Below are 14996 nucleotides of genomic sequence, written 5' to 3'. Positions count from 1 at the left end.
ACCCGCGTCTCGTTTTCTCAGCGCGGTTCGCGCATTAAACAAAACGCCGCGGCACAGGGCAATACCGAACCGACGGGAAAGCGAAATCGAAACGGCGCTAGCGGCGTGGCCGATACAGTTCGCGCCAGGCGGGAAGCCGATCGGCATAGGCATCGACGAGCACGCGATCAGGCTCGAACGTCTCGATGCGTCGCGGCGGCGTGCAGACGGCGTCGATTGCCTCACCCGTGACAGCAAGACGCCCTAATCTTGCCGCACCGAACGCCGCTCCGGTTTCACCGTCGGCAAAGCGATGGATCGGAACATTCAGAACGCTTGCCAGCACCGACAGCCAGAACCGGGACCGTGAACCGCCTCCGATGGCATCGGCTTCCGCGACCGTAATGCCGGCATCCGCGAGCACGTCCCGGCAATCTGCCAGCGCGAAGGCAACGCCCTCGAGCGCGGCCTGCACGATCGCCTCGCGATCGGTGCCGTGGCTCAAGCCATCGAGCATGCCGCGCACGGCGGGATCGTCGTGCGGTGTCCGCTCACCCGCCAGGTAAGGCAGGAAGCTCACCGGCGAGGGCATCTGCGGGCGCGACCCAAGCGGTGCCAGCAATTCCGCCTCGGCAATGCCGAACAAGCGCGAGATCCAGGCAAGACAGGAGGCCGCCGAGAGAATCGCGCCGGCCTGAATCCACATTGCGGGGATGGCGTGGCAGAACGTATGCACCCCGCGATCCGGGTTGGCGGCGATCCTGCTCGTCGGCGCCAGCAAGGCGCCCGAGGTTCCCAGCGAGATGAACGCGGTTCCCGCCCTGATCGCGCCAATGCCGACGGCCCCCGCCGGATTGTCACCGGCACCGCCCGCGAAGCTCGGCCGTCTGACCATGCCCCAGCGTTGCGCGAGCTCGCTGCGCAATGTTGCCGCGGGCGCGCAGCCCTCGACCAGTCGCGGCATGTGATCGCGCGACAGGCCGGTCGCGGCCAGTGCTGCATCCGACCAGTCCCTGCGCGCGGCGTCGAGCCACAGCGAGCCCGATGCGTCCGAGACATCCTCGACGGCTTCGCCCGTCAGGACCAGGCGCAAATAGGCCTTCGGAAGCAGGACGCGTTTCGTCGCTGCAAAAACCTCGGGCTCGTGCGTCGCAATCCAGAGCAGCTTCGGCGCGGTGAATCCGGGCATCGCCTTGTTGCCCGTCGTCGCACGCAAGGCGGGCCAGCGTTGCTCCAGGATGCGGCACTCGGCGACGGACCGCCCGTCGTTCCAGAGGATGCAAGGCCGCAGGGGTCTTGCGCTCGCGTCAAGCAGCGTGGCGCCATGCATCTGGCCCGACAGTCCGATGCCTTCGACCACGGCCAACGCGCCGGCATGCGTCGCCTTCAAGGCATCCAGCGTGGCGAAGGTCGCCTCGACCCACTGCGCGGGATCCTGCTCGGAGTAGCCGGGCCGCGGCGAAGTGGTCGCGAGCGGCCGGCTTTCGCTGGCAATCACGCGCTGCGCGGAGTCGACGAGAACGGTCTTGACCGCCGAGGTGCCGAGATCGATGCCGAGATACATGGATGCGTACAATTGCCGACGCCGGATGGACGACGGCGATCGGATGGCCCAATCAATCCAAGAAGCCTCATCGCGTCAAGGCAGGCTCTGACATTCGTCGATCTGCGGCCCGAAAGAGGGGCAGAGCCGCCCTGCTTACCTGCGAGGTAATCGAATTCGGCGTCGCCGCGGCGCATCTTCCCTAGCACAGGAGATGGCCATGATCGCGCTGCTGTTCTACCGGACCGTTGCAGACCACCTTGTTCCCTGGGCCATGGCGCTCGCCACCCGCATGCTGGCGCGCAGCCTCAACATGCCCGAGCCGCTGGTGCATTCGACCGGCGACTATGTGGTCGCACAGGTGCTCGCCTTCGAGCACGGCGTCGGCAGGAGCCTCTGCCCGTTCCGCATCGCCCACCTGCTCCGCGCCTGGTGGCGCGGACTGCGCTGAATTCCACCCCAAGATTCCACCCCCAAGCCCAACCCAAGCAAGGAGACCTACGATGATTGACGCATCCACCTTCCTGCGCCGCGCCCTGCTCGCCGACGTGATCTTCAGCGGCGCGGCCGCCCATGGCTTCACTTTCGGCGCAGGCGCCTTCGCCACGTTGTTCAACCTGCCCGAAGCGCTGCTGCGCGAGACCGGCCTGTTCCTGATCGCCTACACCGCGCTGGTCGGCTGGCTTGCCGCGCGCGCCGCGGTGCCGAAGCAGCTCGTCCTGCTCGTTGTGGTCGGCAACGCGGCCTGGACGGTCGGCAGCATCGCGCTGCTGCTCTCGGGCGCGGTCTCGCCGAACATCGCGGGCGAGCTCATGGTCGTGGCCCAGGCGATCGCCACCGGTGTGTTCGCCGAGCTGCAATATGTGGGATTGCGGAAGAGCGGGCGCGTCGTGGCGGCGTGAGGCCGCATCCGCTGCTGTCGTCGCGCGGTTTAGCCGGGCGACCCAGTATTCCAGAGACGCCTGAGGGATACGGAGAAGCCGCGGCGTACTGGATGCCCCGCTTTCGCGGGGCATGACACCGCGATGAACGGCTACGCCCGCGCGCTGCCGTTGGCCTTGCCGACGGCGTGGCCGTTGAGCTTCTTCTTTTTGACGGCCTTGGCGCCTGCCTTCTTGGCCTTGGCTTCCGTGCGCGCCTTCACCTTGGCGCGTTCGGCCCGCTCCTCGGCGCGCAGCTTCTTGCGCTTGGTCTCGCAGGAGGCGCATTTGCAGCCGATCGGCTTCAGATAGGCTTTGAAGTAGTCGGTGCCGTAATCGTAGTTGATCTCGTCGCCCGGCTCGATGTTCTTGATGGCGCGGATGAAGACCTTGCGCTCGCGCGGGCGAACGTCGGACTCGGCGTTGGGCCGGCAGGAATGGTTGATGTAGCGGGCGAGGTTCTTGCGCACCGAGCCGTCGATGGTCCAGCGGCCGTTGAGCTCGAACAGATATTTGTTCTCGATCTCGTCGTGCGCAGGGATCCGCGAGTCCAGGATCGGTCCGAAATAACGGATGATCCGGGTCCCCTTCTTGATCGGTTTGGTGGCGAAGAGGCCGAGCCCGGTCTTGGAGCGGCCGACGCGATAAGGTTTGTTCGACGAAATGGCTGGCATGATCTGGAGAACGAGGACGCGAACAAGGCCGGACGGGCCCAAGCGAAGCCGCTCTTCTAGAACGATTCCGCGCCGCTGTCAGGTCTCAGGTAGGCCTGTTTGAACCTTGCCCACAATCAAGACGTCTGATGGTACGGAGTTCCCGATGCATCAAAGCCTCATGATGACCCGCATCACCACAACGTGCCTGGCCGTGTTGCTGATGTGCACCGTCCTTGGTGGCGCAAACGCCCAATCCGTGGGCAGCACGTACACTTCGACGGCGCCCAAGGACTGCCGCCAGCTCGGAAAGCCCAGCGAGCTCGACGGCAGCACGACGCGTATGTGTCCCGGCAAAGATGGCCTGATGGTGCTGATCGCCGAGGACGATCTTCGCGAGATCGTCTCGGTCGGGCGCAATCGCAAGGAAGCGGCCGAGGAACCGGCGGCCAAGATCTGGTTCGCCCCGTTCAATTCATCCGAGACCACCGTCGAGTGGCGCGCCGCCGGCCAAAAGCCGTTTGCGATCATCCAGCGCTGGCACATCGCCGACGGCACCGATCCCGACAAGCAGGGGCGGCCGAACACCAAGGCCATGCTGGTCGTCACGCGGCTGCCGCCGGGCCCGGTCTGCCATGTCGCCTATGTCGATGCGATCGCCAACCCGAACGCCAATGAGCTCGCGCGCAAGGCCGCGGACGATTTCGCCCGCGGCTTCACCTGCGGCAAGGACGAGGTGAAGGTCATCGGCACGCGCGGCCGCGCCGTCGAGCTCGCGACGATGCGGTAGGGGCTGCGCCCGATCGAAGGCGCTATGTCGGCAACTTCGCTGTAATCGGCGCCGTCAGCATCACCTCAAGCAGCCGTTCGGCCGTCGTCCCCTCGGGCAGCCGCTCCAAAATATCCTTGAGCCGTCCGTCGAGCAGCAGGGTGGTGAAGCCGTGCACCATCGACCAGGCGCGCGCGATCGCGGCGCCCTGGTCGAGCGTCAGCGCGTCGCCGCTGATCTGCTCCTGCCGCATCGCGCCGATGGCGTTGGCAAGTCCGGCGAAGGAGGCTTCGGCAGCCTCGTGCAGCGAGGGCCTGGAATAGTCGAGCCGCTCGGTGCGGAACATGATGCCGTACATGCCGGGATGGGCCTGCGCATAGGCGACATAGGCTTTCGGCCGCGCCAGCGCGCGCGCGAGCGGCGTGGTCGCGGTGTCGCAGGCTGACGCCATCGCCGCGTTGAACTGGCGGAAGCCGACGGCCGCGAGCTCGCTGAGAAGGCCGGTGAGATCGCCGAAATGATGGGTCGGCGCAGCATGCGATACACCCGCCTCGCGCGCCACCGCGCGCAACGTCAGGCCCGCAAGCCCGTCGCGCTCCAGCACCCGTTCGGCGGCCTGGAGCAGCGCCTCGCGCAGCGCGCCGTGATGATACGGCGCCTCCGTCTTCGCACTCGCCGCACGGCGCACCGGGCGCGATGCCGCGGTCGACGTCGTTCTTCTGGGGGCACGCGAGCTTCGCGCCATTTCGCCTTTGGTGTCGGTCTTGGCCATTTGCAAGCTATATGACGCAATATTGACAGTGTAAAGATTTCACTTGACCAGAACTGCCGACGCGGCTAATTGATCTTTACGATGTAAAGATAAGGGGGCACGCCGTGCAGCACGACGCCATCGCCGAGCGCCGCAACAATATCGCGCCGATTCCATTCGAGGCCGACGCGCCCTTCCTCAAGATCATCGGCGAATTGCCGCGCGAGCTGAACGGCACGCTCTTTCGCAACGGGCCCAATCCGCAATTCGACGCGCCCGGCGCGCACTGGTTCGTCGGCGACGGCATGCTGCACGCCTTCCACCTCGAGAATGGCCGCGCCAGCTACCGCAACCGCTGGGTCCGCACGCCGAAATGGCTCGCCGAGCACGACGCGGGCCGCGCTTTGTTCGGCGGCTTCGGCCGCAAGCTGCCGGATGCCCCGGCTGATCTCACCGACGGCGGCGTCGCCAACACCAACATCATCTTCCACGCCGGCAAGCTGCTGGCGCTGGAAGAAGCGCATCTGCCGACCGAGATCGAGCCGGGCACGCTGGCCACGCGCGGCTATCACAATTATCGGGGCCGCATCGCCGGCAGCTTCACGGCGCATCCGAAGGTCGATCCCGTCACCGGCGAGATGCTGTTCTTCGGTTACAACGCCGCGGGACCGCTGACGCCTGCCCTCTCCTACGGATCGATCGATGCCGCCGGCAAGGCGACGCGGTTCGAACGTTTCGAGGCGCCCTATGCCAGCATGGTGCACGACTTCATCGTCACCGCGAACCATGTGCTGTTTCCGATCCTTCCCATCGCCGGCAGCATGGAGCGCGCGATGAGCGGACGGCCGCCCTATGCCTGGGAGCCGGACAAGGGCGCCTATGTCGGCGTGATGAAGCGCAACGGCACGGCCAAGGACATCGTCTGGTTCCGCGGTGAAGCCTGCTACGTCTTCCACATCATGAATGCCTGGGAGGAAGGCAACCGCATCGTCGCCGACGTCATGCAGTTCGAGGAAGCGCCGCTGTTTCCGCATCCCGACGGCCGGCCGACGGATCCGGAAAAATCGCGCGCCCGCCATTGCCGCTGGACCTTCGATCTCTCGGGGAATACCGATCGCTTCCAGCAGACGTATCTGGACGACCTCACCGGCGAATTCCCGCGCATCGACGATCGCCGCGCCGGGCTGAAGAGCCGTCACGGCTGGTACGCCTGCGCCAATCCGAAACTGCCGATGTTCGGCGCGCTGTCCGGCATCGTCCATGTCGACGGCAACGGCAAACGGCTCGGCCATTATCTGCTGCCGGCCGGCGACACCATCTCCGAGCCGGTCTTCGTCGAGCGATCGAGCGATGCAGCCGAAGGCGACGGCTGGCTGCTCGCCGTGGTGTGGCGCGCGCGGGAGAACCGCAGCGACCTCGCCGTGTTCAATGCCACCGACATCGAGGCCGGCCCCGCCGCATTGGTGCAACTCGGCCACCGCGTGCCCGACGGCTTTCACGGCAATTGGGTGGGAGCGGCATAGCCGTCATTCCGGGGTGCGACGAAGTCGCGAACCCGGAATCCATTTCACCGCGTGCTCTGCGGCTCGACGGATCCTCAAACACGCAATTGCGCACCGCAGCTCGACGCTTCGCGTGCCCCGGAATGACGGAAAGAGGAATTTCCCATGCACATGCCCTCGATCACCGCCGACTGTCTCGCCGTCCTCGCCCTGGCCTGCGCCGCGCTCGCACTCTGGATGACCTGGCTGTGGCGGGGAAGCCATGGCACCTTCAACGGCGGCATCTTGCTCTCCGCCGGCTTCATGACCGGCTGCGCGCTGCCGCTCCTGCCCTGGGCGGAATTGGCCACGGAGGCATCGGACCAAGTCGTTGCAGGCCTTCATCTTTTGGAGGCCGCCTACGTGATTTTGACACTGTAAAGATATTGCTTGACCCACGCGCGCGCCTGAAGTAGGAATCTTTCCATTGTAAAGATCGGCTCGACCGAGGCGACCCATGACAATTTTCCTGATCCTCGCGCCCTACGGCGCCTACACTTTCCTGATGCTGGTGACGTCGGCCACGGTCAGCGTGTTCGCGGCCTCCGCGATCTGCCTCGCCACCGTGGCCATCGACGTGGCGCAGGGCCGCTCGGTGAAGATCCTGGCTGCGGGCTCGGCGATCGAGTTCGCCGCGATCGGCCTCTACCTCGCGCTGCTCGACCCCACGCTCGGCACGCTCGGCATCAAGCTGTCGGTCGATGTCGGCATCTTCGTCATCTCGCTCGGCTCGATGCTGGTCCGCCGTCCCTTCACCCTGCAATATGCGATTGAATCGGTCCCGGCCGAGACCGCGGCGATGCCCGGCTTTCTCTATGCCAATTACGTCATCACCGGCGCTTGGACCGCGGCGGCGCTGCTGATGGCGGCCGCCAATCTCGTGCTGCTCTACGTCCCCGGCCTGCCGCTCTGGTCGAGCCTTGCGGTCGCCTTCGCCGCCCGCAACAGCGCGATCTACTTCACAAAATGGTATCCCGAGTATCGCCAGATCAAGTACGGTACGCCGGCCGCCGCGCTGCCCAACGCCCGCTGAACAGGATCGACGATGAAGGACGTATTCGCCCGCCTCGCCTCCGACTTCCTCTCCGCCATCGTCTTCCTTGTCGTCTACCTCATCACCGACAACGTCGTCCTGGCAACGTCGGTGGCGATTGCCGGTGCGATCGCGCAGGTGATCTACGCCCGCGTCAAGGGGCAGCAGCTCAACTACATGACCTATGCAAGCCTCGCGCTCGTCGTCGTGCTGGGCACGGTCACGCTACTGACCAATGATCCCCGCTTCATGCTGGCAAAGCCCTCGATCGCGCATTTCGCGATCGGCGCCATCATGCTCAAGCGCGGCTGGATGCTGCGCTACATGCCGCCGATCGTCGCTGAGACCGTTCCGGAATATGTCACCGCTGCGGGCTATGCCTGGGCGGCGCTGATGTTCGTGATCGGCGCCGGCATGATCGCGGTCGCCGCTACGGGCGATCTGAAGCTGTGGGCGTTCTACATCACGGTGGTCGCGGGCGGCGCCAAGATCCTCGCCTTTGCCGTGCAGTATGTCGTGCTCCGGCTCATCGTCACCAGCCGCCGGCGCGCCGCGGCCCGCGCCTAAATGCCTCCAATGCAGCGTTAGGCAGGCGCGCCGAGTTGGGTTATAGGCTCGCTCAGGACTGGCCGCGGATCGTCGCGGCCCGCCGGGATTTGTTCGGGAGACGGGAATGGCCGTAGACGGCAACTGGAATCTGACCATGACGACGCCGATGGGCGAGCGCAACTCGACGCTCAGCCTGAAGGCCGCGGGCGGCACGCTCACGGGCGCGCAGGTTGCGGAAGGTAACTCCGCCGAGATCTTCGACGGCAGCGTCTCTGGCGACAACGTCTCCTGGAAAGTCTCGATCGACAAACCGATGCCGCTCACGCTCGAATTCAGCGGCACCGTCTCCGGCGACAGCATCAGCGGCGAGATGGGCATCGGCCCGATGGGCAGCTTCCCGTTCACGGGCGCGCGGGCGTAAGGCCACGCAGCCATGCGCGTGCTCCGTTTCATCGCGGCGGCGATGCTGTGCGTCGTCACACAAGCAGCGCGCGCGGATGACACCGAACCGGCGTGGCGCGCAAGCGCGCTCGCCATGGTGCCGGCGGGCTTTGTGGCCGGCACCGCCTATCGGACCGACGGCTCGACCGGTTACCTCGCCGTTTATCCCGCGACATCGAATGATCCGAAGACGCCCGCAAGCGTGTTCGCCGCACGCCAGGCGCTCGTGGTCACACTGACGCCGGATGCGACGCGCGCCGTCTCAGCCGAGCTGAAGCCGCGCACCGGGCCGGACCCGGACAACGACGACACCGATTTCGCAAAACTGCACGCCGATCTCGCCGCCAAGCGTTCGTCGCTGCTCGACGGCACCGAGCCCTGCGATCTCGGCGCCTGGTCGATCGACAAGGACCCGAGCGGTCTCAACGTGCGCGCCGAGCCGTCAGTGAAGGCGCGCGTGCTCGGCACGCTGCCGCCGCCCTACCGGCTCAAGCTCGGTGGCAGCGAGAACACGCCCGACGGCGGCTGGCTGACCGAATTCCGCATCATCGGATTCAAGGACGGCTGGTTTCTGATCGAAGGCGCCAAGCCGCCGGGCAAGGACTACGAGGACGACAAGAGATATCCGCGCAGCGCGCCAAAGCCCTATGCCGGGCGCGGCTGGGTAGCCTCCAACAAGGTCGGCGCCGCCTATGCCAACGGCGCCACGCGCATGGGCGGGCTGTTCCAGGCGCCGTTCGTCGATGCCACATGGATGCCGGCCCAGCGCGAGCTCGGCGGCGCGATCGATACCGACGGCGGCCCCAAGCGCCTGCTCGCTTGCAGCGGTCTCTGGGGCCTCGTCGAGAGCCACGACGGCGTCCGCGGCTGGTGGCGCGCGCTGTGCTCCAACCAGGTCACGAATTGCAGTTGAACTCTTCCCCCTCGCTGCGCTTGCGGGGACGCGACGAGCTTCGCTCGCGCTGAGAGGGTTGAAGTGAGGGGGAGTCTCCGCGAGGACGGTGACAGTTGGACTCGTGGAGAGTCCCCCTCACCCGGACTTTGCGCGACGCGCAAAGTCCGACCTCTCCCCGCAAGCGGGGAGAGGTGAAGAGCTAGCCCAGATTCAACTCCTTGAAGAAGTCGTTCCCCTTGTCATCGATGATGATGAACGCCGGGAAATCCACGACTTCGATGCGCCAGATCGCTTCCATGCCGAGCTCGGGATATTCGAGCACCTCGACCTTCTTGATGCAGTGCTCGGCGAGGTTCGCCGCGGCGCCGCCGATCGAGCCGAGATAGAAGCCGCCATATTTCTTGCAGGCCTCGCGCACGGCCGGCGCGCGGTTGCCCTTGGCCACCATCACCATGGAGCCGCCCGCGGCCTGGAACTGGTCCACGAAGGAATCCATGCGGCCCGCGGTGGTCGGACCGAACGCTCCGGAGGCGTAGCCCTCGGGCGTCTTGGCGGGACCGGCATAGTAGACCGGATGGTTCTTGAAATAGTCCGGCAGCGGCTCGCCCTTCTCCAGCCGCTCGCGCAGCTTGGCATGGGCGGAATCGCGCGCCACGATCATGGTGCCGGTCATCGAGACCCGCGTCTTGATCGGGTATTTCGAGAACGTCGCCAGGATGTCCTTCATCGGCTGGTTGAGGTCGATCTTGACGACCTCGCCGCCGAGCGCCTCTTCGACCTGCGGCAGATATTGCGCCGGGTTGTGCTCGAGCTCCTCGAGATAGACGCCGTCCCTGGTGATCTTGCCGAGCACCTGGCGATCGGCCGAGCAGGACACGCCGAGCCCGATCGGGAGCGAGGCGCCATGGCGCGGCATGCGGATCACGCGGACGTCGTGGCAGAAATACTTGCCTCCGAACTGAGCGCCGACGCCGAGCGACTGCGTCATCTTGTGGATTTCCTTTTCCATCTCGACGTCGCGGAAGGCGTTGCCGTCGGGCGAGCCGTGGGTCGGCAGCGCGTCGAGATAGCGGGCCGACGCAAGCTTCACCGTCTTCATGCAGAGCTCGGCCGAAGTGCCGCCGATCACGATGGCGAGGTGATAGGGCGGGCACGCCGCGGTGCCGAGCGTGAGGATCTTTTCCTTCAGGAACGCGAGCAGGCGGTCCTTGGTCAGGACGGAAGGCGTCGCCTGGAACAGGAAGCTCTTGTTGGCGGAGCCGCCGCCCTTCGCCATGAACATGAACTTGTAGGCGTCGTCGCCCTCGGCGTAGATCTCGCACTGCGCCGGCATGTTGTTGGCGGTGTTCTTCTCCTCGTACATCGAGAGCGGCGCGACCTGCGAGTAGCGCAGGTTGCGGCGCAGGTACGCATCGCGCGCGCCTTCCGACAGCGCCGCCTCGTCGTCACCGTCGGTGATGACGTTGCAGCCCTTCTTGCCCATGATGATCGCGGTGCCGGTGTCCTGGCACATCGGCAGCACGCCGCCGGCCGCGATGTTGGCGTTCTTCAAGAAGTCGAGCGCGACGAACTTGTCGTTCGGGCTCGCCTCGCCGTCCTCCAGGATCGCGCGGAGCTGCTTCAAATGGCCGGGGCGCAGGTAATGGTTGATGTCGCCGAAAGCCGCCTCCGACAGCGCCCGCAGCGCCTCGCGCGACACCACCAGCATGTCCTTGCCCAGGACCTTCTCGACCCGGACGCCCTCGGACGAAATCTTCTTGTAGGGCGTCTCGTCCTTGCCCAGCGGGAACAGCGGGGTGTGCTTGTAGGGCGGAACGGGCTTTGCGGGGTCGGGGAAGGCGGTGGGAGCGTTCATGGAGCGAATCTCGGGGTTTTGGAGCCCTCGCGCGGGCCCCTGGCATAGAAGCGTTCTAAGCTTTTTTGCCGTAAAGGGAAGGCGTTCCGGCGCGATCGGGGCATCCCGATTCGACGTCATGACGGTCCTTTTTCGGTCACCGTCGGCCGGACGCAGGTGGCGATGATCGTGCCCGGCAGGCCTTGCGTCCACCCCTTGCGCTCGGCGCGCGACGAAGGTTGAATGCGCGCCCTAAGGGGCTTTTCATCATGATTTTCGAACCGAACGTCCGCGGCGCGATCCTGGTCGCCGCCGCCATCACCGGCCTTGTGACCCTCGCCTCGCCTGCCCGCGCGGACCAGTGCGATGACATCGCAAAGCAGCTTGCGAGCGGCATCGACAGGCTGAAGGTCAACTTCAAGGCCGCCAACATCATCTACCTCACCCACCCGGCGGCGAAGGAGCTCTCGCTCGGTTGCCGCGCGCAGGGGCAAAACTATTCCAACGAGCTCTATGCCAAGGGCGATCGCAAGCCGACGCCGCAGTTCTATGACCTCGTCGCGTCCGCGGCCGCGATCATCTTCACGGTGCCGAAGGACGACACCGCCAAAGGCGCAACGCGCTGCCTGAAGCGCATGGGCCTGCTCCGCGGCGACAAGGTGTCGATGCGCTTCAAGCGCCTCAACATGGATTGCTCGCGCACCAAGACGGAAGCCTCGATCGCGATCACGCGTCCGAAGGACGAGTAGGCCGGCGCGTCTGCCGCAGGCCTCGCGCTTTCCGCAGGCGCGACTCGCGTGTGTCGTAACGTCGCCCGCTGCATACTCCGTCATTGCGAGTCCCTCCGCGGAGACAGACTGGATTGCTTCGCTGCGCTCGCAATGACGGATGAGAGAGTTGGCGCCCGTTGAAATTGCACAATGACAGGCGCGAAGACGCCTCCCACCGCACCAGATCCCTCGCATTTTAACGATTGGCTTGAGGGAAATTTCCCTCCTCGCAGGACAGACTCAATTGTTTCCATGTGTGAGGATTTGTGGATGAGCGTTTCTACCGTTGCGCCGCCGCCGATCGCGATCGTGGTCCCGAGCTACGACACGACCAAGCAGCAGGACGATCAGGCCAAGACTGAGGATACCGACCCGACCTACAAGCCGCAGCCGCCCGTGCCGCTGCCGCCGGGTCAGGGCACGCGGATCGATCAGCTCGCCTGATCCGGCCTGCCGAAGTTGAAGCGCCCGATCCGGTCGATCGGGCTTTTCGCGTGTCCGGCCGCATCTTTGCCGGATAGCCGGGTCAATATGGCGCGGGATTGCCCCGGGACCTGCGCGCATGATCGCACGGCTCTTGTTGCAGAACACGGTCTTCGTCGTCGCGACGGGCGCGCTGCTGTTCGCGTCCGCCGGCACGCTGCAGTGGCCCGGCGCCTGGGTGATGCTGATCGCCTCCGCGCTACTCGGCCCGCTCTGCGGCTGGTGGCTCTACCGGCTTGATCCGGCGCTGCTCGCCGAGCGTCTCCGTCCGGTCATCCAGAAAGACCAGCCGCCCGCCGACAAGGCGTTCATCGCCGTGTTCGTGCTCGCGATACTGGCCTGGCTGGTCGCGATGGGCCTCGACCGGCGCCAGCTTGCCTCCGGCATGCCGCTCGCTTTGCAGGTCCTCGGCCTCGTGCTGTTCCTCGCCTCGACGCTGTTCACGATGTGGGTGTTCCGCGAAAACTCGTTCGCCGCGCCGGTGGTGAAGCTGCAAGCCGAACGCGCGCAGCACGTGATCTCGACGGGGCCCTACGCGCATGTGCGCCATCCCATGTACAGCGGCATGATCCTGTTCTTCGCCGGCGTCCCGCTGCTGCTGGGCTCGTGGTGGGGTCTTGCGATGGAGCCGCTCTTCCTCGCGCTGCTAGCAGTCCGAATCCGCATCGAGGAGCGCACGCTGCGCGAGGGCCTGCCGGGCTATGCCGACTATGCGATGCGGGTGCGCTACCGTCTGCTACCCGGCGTGTGGTGAGCGCGCATCTCTGTCCCGTGCAACTCCAGGGAAAAGCGCCTGCCCTCCTCCGATCGACTGACGTCGCCGCAACCGAAGCCCGCTAGAGGGAGCCCGCACCCACGTGAACGGGAGACGCGACGATGTTCTGCAAGCCCCCCTGCCCTGACGAGCATGACCTCGCTCCCGCCCCTGATGATTCAAACGATCGATCTGGTCCGGAGCGTTCACAGATGCTCGGGAGCCACGACGCGTTCGGGCGATTGATCGCGCCCGAAACGGCCGGTCCGGAACGGGGGCTGCCGCCAGCCTCCCTCCGGACCGGCTAACTATCGAGCTCCTTGTAGCGCCGGAAGATGCCCTGCTCGTTGAAGGCAATGCGACGCTCGCTCGCAAGGTAGGCCTTGATGTTCGGTCGCGCGGCGACGCGGTCGTGCAGGCCGACGAGGCCCGGTATGTCTGCCTCGAACGCCTTCATGCGCCTGGGGAAGGCATAGCGCAGCCCGGCGACGATCTGGAACAGCGAGAGGTCGACATAGGTCAGCCGGCGGCCGGTGACGTAAGTGCCGCCATTGCCGGCGAGCAGCTGTTCGAAATAGCCGAGATATTTCGGCACGCGCTCGCTCCAGAACTCGGCCGTGCGCTTCTTCGCCGCAGGCCGCGCGTCCTCGTAATAGAGCGAGGGCCCAAGTGGATGATGGGTGTCGTGAACCTCCAGCACGAGGTCGGTGATGGTGAGCTGGAGCTGGTGCACCCAGAGTTTGCCTGCTTCCGTCTTCGGCGCGAGGGCATGGCGGGCGCCGAGATAGAGCAGGATGTTGGCGGTCTGGCCGATGACGAGCTTGCCGGCTTTGAGGAATGGCGGCGCGAAGGGCGGCGTGCCCTCATGCGCGTCCATCATCTTCATCATCGCGGCCGTTCCGCGCGCGCCGCGCGCAACGTCGACGTAGGCCGCACCCGCCTCCTCCAGCGCCAGCCGCACATATTCGCCGCGGCCCTGAATCTCGGGCCAGTAGTAGAGCTCGTATTTCATGGAAACAGTCCGTGATTGCGTTGCGGCAAGTGTAGCACGCAACCACGAACTCGATAACGGTGGACGGTGTTCCGCGCCTCAATTCGCCGCGAAGCAATACAGCAGCCCGTCGCCACCCGTGCTCTTCAAATCGGCCTGCGAGCAGCCGCCATCGGGACCGCGCGAGGGGTGCGAGCTGTTCCACGATTTCGACGGCTCGTCGTCACGCAGGCCCCGCCGGTCGGCATGGCCGACGACCGCAGTACCTTGCGTGCTGGACGACCAGTTCTTGCAGGTCTTGTCGTCGCCGGCGGCAAATGCAGTGCCGTCGGGTTGCGTCCCCGTGAGAATGTCGTGGCGGTTCGGCGTATCGCCGACTCCGTTGGAGACCTCACCCTTCTCGCTGAGCGCCGTCTGCTTGGTCAGGTTGTTGGCGGGGCCATGAAGCTCGGCAACATCCTTGGCGATGACCGCGCCCTTCGCATTCTGCCACGGCCCCTTGCCGATGCGGTCGCGCGCGTTGACGGCCGGCTTGCCGTCGGCGGCCTGGGTCGAGAGATAGGCGCGCCAGGTTTTGGCGCCGGCGCCGACGGCCTGAGCGAGCTTCTGGCAGTGCGCATCGGCCCCTTCCAGGCCGCCGAGATCGGCACCCTTGCCCGGCCCGCTCGAGGTCACGAAGAAGGTCATATCGGCTGACTGCGCCAGCACCGATGGACTTGCGAAGACCGCGAGCGCAGCGCCTGCTGGTACGATGACCCTGGCAATAAAGTTCATCCTATCCTCCCGTTTGGTCCTGCGATTGCTCTTGGCTGGCCCGTCTTTGACCCTCTGACACGAACCCGTCACGACGGACATTATTCCGGCCGCCCACCGCGCGTCACCTCGAGCGGAGGCGCGGGACCGGCCGCCCCCGAAGGCCGTGTCGATTAATTGCTTCCCGGGACCGTAGCGCCGGGTGAGCATGCCAGCACGGGCCGATCCTCAAGCGATCGCCCAGGGGAGGACGCGGGAGTCCGTTGCGGAGCCGTTCAGGGCGGCATCCGCGATCATATCGGGGCTGCCGCCGGGCGCGGCGCGAGGGGAGATCGTC

General features: G+C 65.9%; 18 protein-coding genes. 12 read left to right on the top strand and 6 right to left on the bottom strand.

The window, feature by feature from the left end; genetic code table 11:
* Window positions 1-97: 97 nt before the first annotated feature.
* Window positions 98-1543: a xylulokinase gene (gene xylB, locus AB5K84_RS17305; protein ID WP_110116559.1), complete on the bottom strand. Its 1446-nt coding sequence runs from the start codon at window positions 1541-1543 to the stop codon at window positions 98-100.
* A gap of 199 nt (window positions 1544-1742) precedes the next feature.
* Here xylB and AB5K84_RS17300 point away from each other — a divergent pair, with 199 nt between their 5' ends.
* Together AB5K84_RS17300 and AB5K84_RS17295 are read left to right on the top strand one after the other, a co-directional pair.
* Window positions 1743-1973, top strand: a complete 231-nt coding sequence (locus AB5K84_RS17300) for a hypothetical protein (RefSeq protein ID WP_110116560.1) — start codon at window positions 1743-1745, stop codon at window positions 1971-1973.
* Between the two features lie 52 nt (window positions 1974-2025).
* Window positions 2026-2424, top strand: coding sequence for a hypothetical protein (locus tag AB5K84_RS17295; protein ID WP_110116561.1), 399 nt, complete (start codon window positions 2026-2028; stop codon window positions 2422-2424).
* A gap of 131 nt (window positions 2425-2555) precedes the next feature.
* Here the strand turns inward: AB5K84_RS17295 and AB5K84_RS17290 are convergent, their stop codons facing one another.
* Entirely contained in the window at window positions 2556-3116 is a 561-nt protein-coding gene (locus tag AB5K84_RS17290) for an SET domain-containing protein (protein ID WP_011088531.1), read from the bottom strand.
* 163 nt (window positions 3117-3279) lie between these two features.
* On the opposite strand from AB5K84_RS17290, the gene AB5K84_RS17285 reads away from it, so the two are divergent.
* Window positions 3280-3885 (top strand): hypothetical protein, encoded by a 606-nt coding sequence (locus AB5K84_RS17285; RefSeq protein ID WP_430640722.1) that lies wholly within the window; start codon window positions 3280-3282, stop codon window positions 3883-3885.
* 22 nt (window positions 3886-3907) lie between these two features.
* Here AB5K84_RS17285 and AB5K84_RS17280 read toward each other — a convergent pair whose 3' ends face one another.
* Window positions 3908-4636 carry a TetR/AcrR family transcriptional regulator gene (locus tag AB5K84_RS17280; protein WP_110116563.1) on the bottom strand — a complete coding sequence of 243 codons (729 nt, stop codon included), beginning with the start codon at window positions 4634-4636 and terminating at the stop codon, window positions 3908-3910.
* A 104-nt stretch (window positions 4637-4740) separates the two neighbouring features.
* Here AB5K84_RS17280 and AB5K84_RS17275 point away from each other — a divergent pair, with 104 nt between their 5' ends.
* From AB5K84_RS17275 to AB5K84_RS17250, 6 genes are all read left to right on the top strand, one after another.
* The gene (locus tag AB5K84_RS17275) at window positions 4741-6138 is read left to right on the top strand and encodes a carotenoid oxygenase family protein (protein WP_110116564.1); all 1398 of its coding nucleotides are present in this window, start codon (window positions 4741-4743) and stop codon (window positions 6136-6138) included.
* 144 nt (window positions 6139-6282) lie between these two features.
* Window positions 6283-6537 (top strand): hypothetical protein, encoded by a 255-nt coding sequence (locus tag AB5K84_RS17270; RefSeq protein ID WP_110116565.1) that lies wholly within the window; start codon window positions 6283-6285, stop codon window positions 6535-6537.
* Between the two features lie 76 nt (window positions 6538-6613).
* A complete protein-coding gene (locus AB5K84_RS17265) occupies window positions 6614-7189 on the top strand; it encodes a hypothetical protein (protein ID WP_011088536.1) in 576 nt (191 codons plus the stop codon).
* A 12-nt stretch (window positions 7190-7201) separates the two neighbouring features.
* Window positions 7202-7756 carry an inner membrane-spanning protein YciB gene (locus AB5K84_RS17260; RefSeq protein WP_011088537.1) on the top strand — a complete coding sequence of 185 codons (555 nt, stop codon included), beginning with the start codon at window positions 7202-7204 and terminating at the stop codon, window positions 7754-7756.
* A 106-nt stretch (window positions 7757-7862) separates the two neighbouring features.
* Window positions 7863-8159, top strand: a complete 297-nt coding sequence (locus AB5K84_RS17255; RefSeq protein WP_011088538.1) for a hypothetical protein — start codon at window positions 7863-7865, stop codon at window positions 8157-8159.
* A 12-nt stretch (window positions 8160-8171) separates the two neighbouring features.
* Window positions 8172-9092 (top strand): SH3 domain-containing protein, encoded by a 921-nt coding sequence (locus AB5K84_RS17250; RefSeq protein WP_110116566.1) that lies wholly within the window; start codon window positions 8172-8174, stop codon window positions 9090-9092.
* 181 nt (window positions 9093-9273) lie between these two features.
* On the opposite strand, the gene AB5K84_RS17245 is transcribed toward AB5K84_RS17250, so the two are convergent.
* Window positions 9274-10929, bottom strand: coding sequence for a fumarate hydratase (locus AB5K84_RS17245; protein ID WP_028173309.1), 1656 nt, complete (start codon window positions 10927-10929; stop codon window positions 9274-9276).
* Window positions 10930-11177: 248 nt separating this feature from the next.
* On the opposite strand from AB5K84_RS17245, the gene AB5K84_RS17240 reads away from it, so the two are divergent.
* From AB5K84_RS17240 to AB5K84_RS17230, 3 genes are all read left to right on the top strand, one after another.
* On the top strand, window positions 11178-11657 hold the full coding sequence (locus AB5K84_RS17240) for a hypothetical protein (RefSeq protein WP_097532186.1): 480 nt from the start codon (window positions 11178-11180) through the stop codon (window positions 11655-11657).
* Window positions 11658-11948: 291 nt separating this feature from the next.
* Window positions 11949-12122, top strand: a complete 174-nt coding sequence (locus AB5K84_RS17235) for a hypothetical protein (RefSeq protein ID WP_166465998.1) — start codon at window positions 11949-11951, stop codon at window positions 12120-12122.
* Between the two features lie 118 nt (window positions 12123-12240).
* On the top strand, window positions 12241-12915 hold the full coding sequence (locus AB5K84_RS17230) for a methyltransferase family protein (RefSeq protein WP_011088543.1): 675 nt from the start codon (window positions 12241-12243) through the stop codon (window positions 12913-12915).
* A 304-nt stretch (window positions 12916-13219) separates the two neighbouring features.
* On the opposite strand, the gene AB5K84_RS17225 is transcribed toward AB5K84_RS17230, so the two are convergent.
* Window positions 13220-13927 (bottom strand): glutathione S-transferase, encoded by a 708-nt coding sequence (locus AB5K84_RS17225; protein WP_110116568.1) that lies wholly within the window; start codon window positions 13925-13927, stop codon window positions 13220-13222.
* 78 nt (window positions 13928-14005) lie between these two features.
* Entirely contained in the window at window positions 14006-14680 is a 675-nt protein-coding gene (locus tag AB5K84_RS17220; protein ID WP_028173306.1) for a hypothetical protein, read from the bottom strand.
* Window positions 14681-14996 lie beyond the last annotated feature (316 nt).

The sequence above is a fragment of the Bradyrhizobium sp. 1200_D9_N1_1 genome (assembly GCF_052075915.1).
Classification (GTDB): domain Bacteria; phylum Pseudomonadota; class Alphaproteobacteria; order Rhizobiales; family Xanthobacteraceae; genus Bradyrhizobium; species Bradyrhizobium diazoefficiens.
The sequence above is the reverse complement of the archived record's forward strand: the minus strand, read 5'-3'. Positions and strand labels throughout refer to the sequence as shown.

Excerpts from the sequence above, each read along its gene's own strand:
- xylB (WP_110116559.1), bottom strand. The coding sequence starts at position 1,543 with ATGTATCTCGGCATCGATCTCGGCACCTCGGCGGTCAAGACCGTTCTC.
- AB5K84_RS17300 (WP_110116560.1), top strand. The coding sequence starts at position 1,743 with ATGATCGCGCTGCTGTTCTACCGGACCGTTGCAGACCACCTTGTTCCC.
- AB5K84_RS17295 (WP_110116561.1), top strand. The coding sequence starts at position 2,026 with ATGATTGACGCATCCACCTTCCTGCGCCGCGCCCTGCTCGCCGACGTG.
- AB5K84_RS17290 (WP_011088531.1), bottom strand. The coding sequence starts at position 3,116 with ATGCCAGCCATTTCGTCGAACAAACCTTATCGCGTCGGCCGCTCCAAG.
- AB5K84_RS17285 (WP_430640722.1), top strand. The coding sequence starts at position 3,280 with ATGACCCGCATCACCACAACGTGCCTGGCCGTGTTGCTGATGTGCACC.
- AB5K84_RS17280 (WP_110116563.1), bottom strand. The coding sequence starts at position 4,636 with ATGGCCAAGACCGACACCAAAGGCGAAATGGCGCGAAGCTCGCGTGCC.
- AB5K84_RS17270 (WP_110116565.1), top strand. The coding sequence starts at position 6,283 with ATGCACATGCCCTCGATCACCGCCGACTGTCTCGCCGTCCTCGCCCTG.
- AB5K84_RS17265 (WP_011088536.1), top strand. The coding sequence starts at position 6,614 with ATGACAATTTTCCTGATCCTCGCGCCCTACGGCGCCTACACTTTCCTG.
- AB5K84_RS17260 (WP_011088537.1), top strand. The coding sequence starts at position 7,202 with ATGAAGGACGTATTCGCCCGCCTCGCCTCCGACTTCCTCTCCGCCATC.
- AB5K84_RS17255 (WP_011088538.1), top strand. The coding sequence starts at position 7,863 with ATGGCCGTAGACGGCAACTGGAATCTGACCATGACGACGCCGATGGGC.
- AB5K84_RS17250 (WP_110116566.1), top strand. The coding sequence starts at position 8,172 with ATGCGCGTGCTCCGTTTCATCGCGGCGGCGATGCTGTGCGTCGTCACA.
- AB5K84_RS17245 (WP_028173309.1), bottom strand. The coding sequence starts at position 10,929 with ATGAACGCTCCCACCGCCTTCCCCGACCCCGCAAAGCCCGTTCCGCCC.
- AB5K84_RS17240 (WP_097532186.1), top strand. The coding sequence starts at position 11,178 with ATGATTTTCGAACCGAACGTCCGCGGCGCGATCCTGGTCGCCGCCGCC.
- AB5K84_RS17235 (WP_166465998.1), top strand. The coding sequence starts at position 11,949 with ATGAGCGTTTCTACCGTTGCGCCGCCGCCGATCGCGATCGTGGTCCCG.
- AB5K84_RS17230 (WP_011088543.1), top strand. The coding sequence starts at position 12,241 with ATGATCGCACGGCTCTTGTTGCAGAACACGGTCTTCGTCGTCGCGACG.
- AB5K84_RS17225 (WP_110116568.1), bottom strand. The coding sequence starts at position 13,927 with ATGAAATACGAGCTCTACTACTGGCCCGAGATTCAGGGCCGCGGCGAA.
- AB5K84_RS17220 (WP_028173306.1), bottom strand. The coding sequence starts at position 14,680 with ATGAACTTTATTGCCAGGGTCATCGTACCAGCAGGCGCTGCGCTCGCG.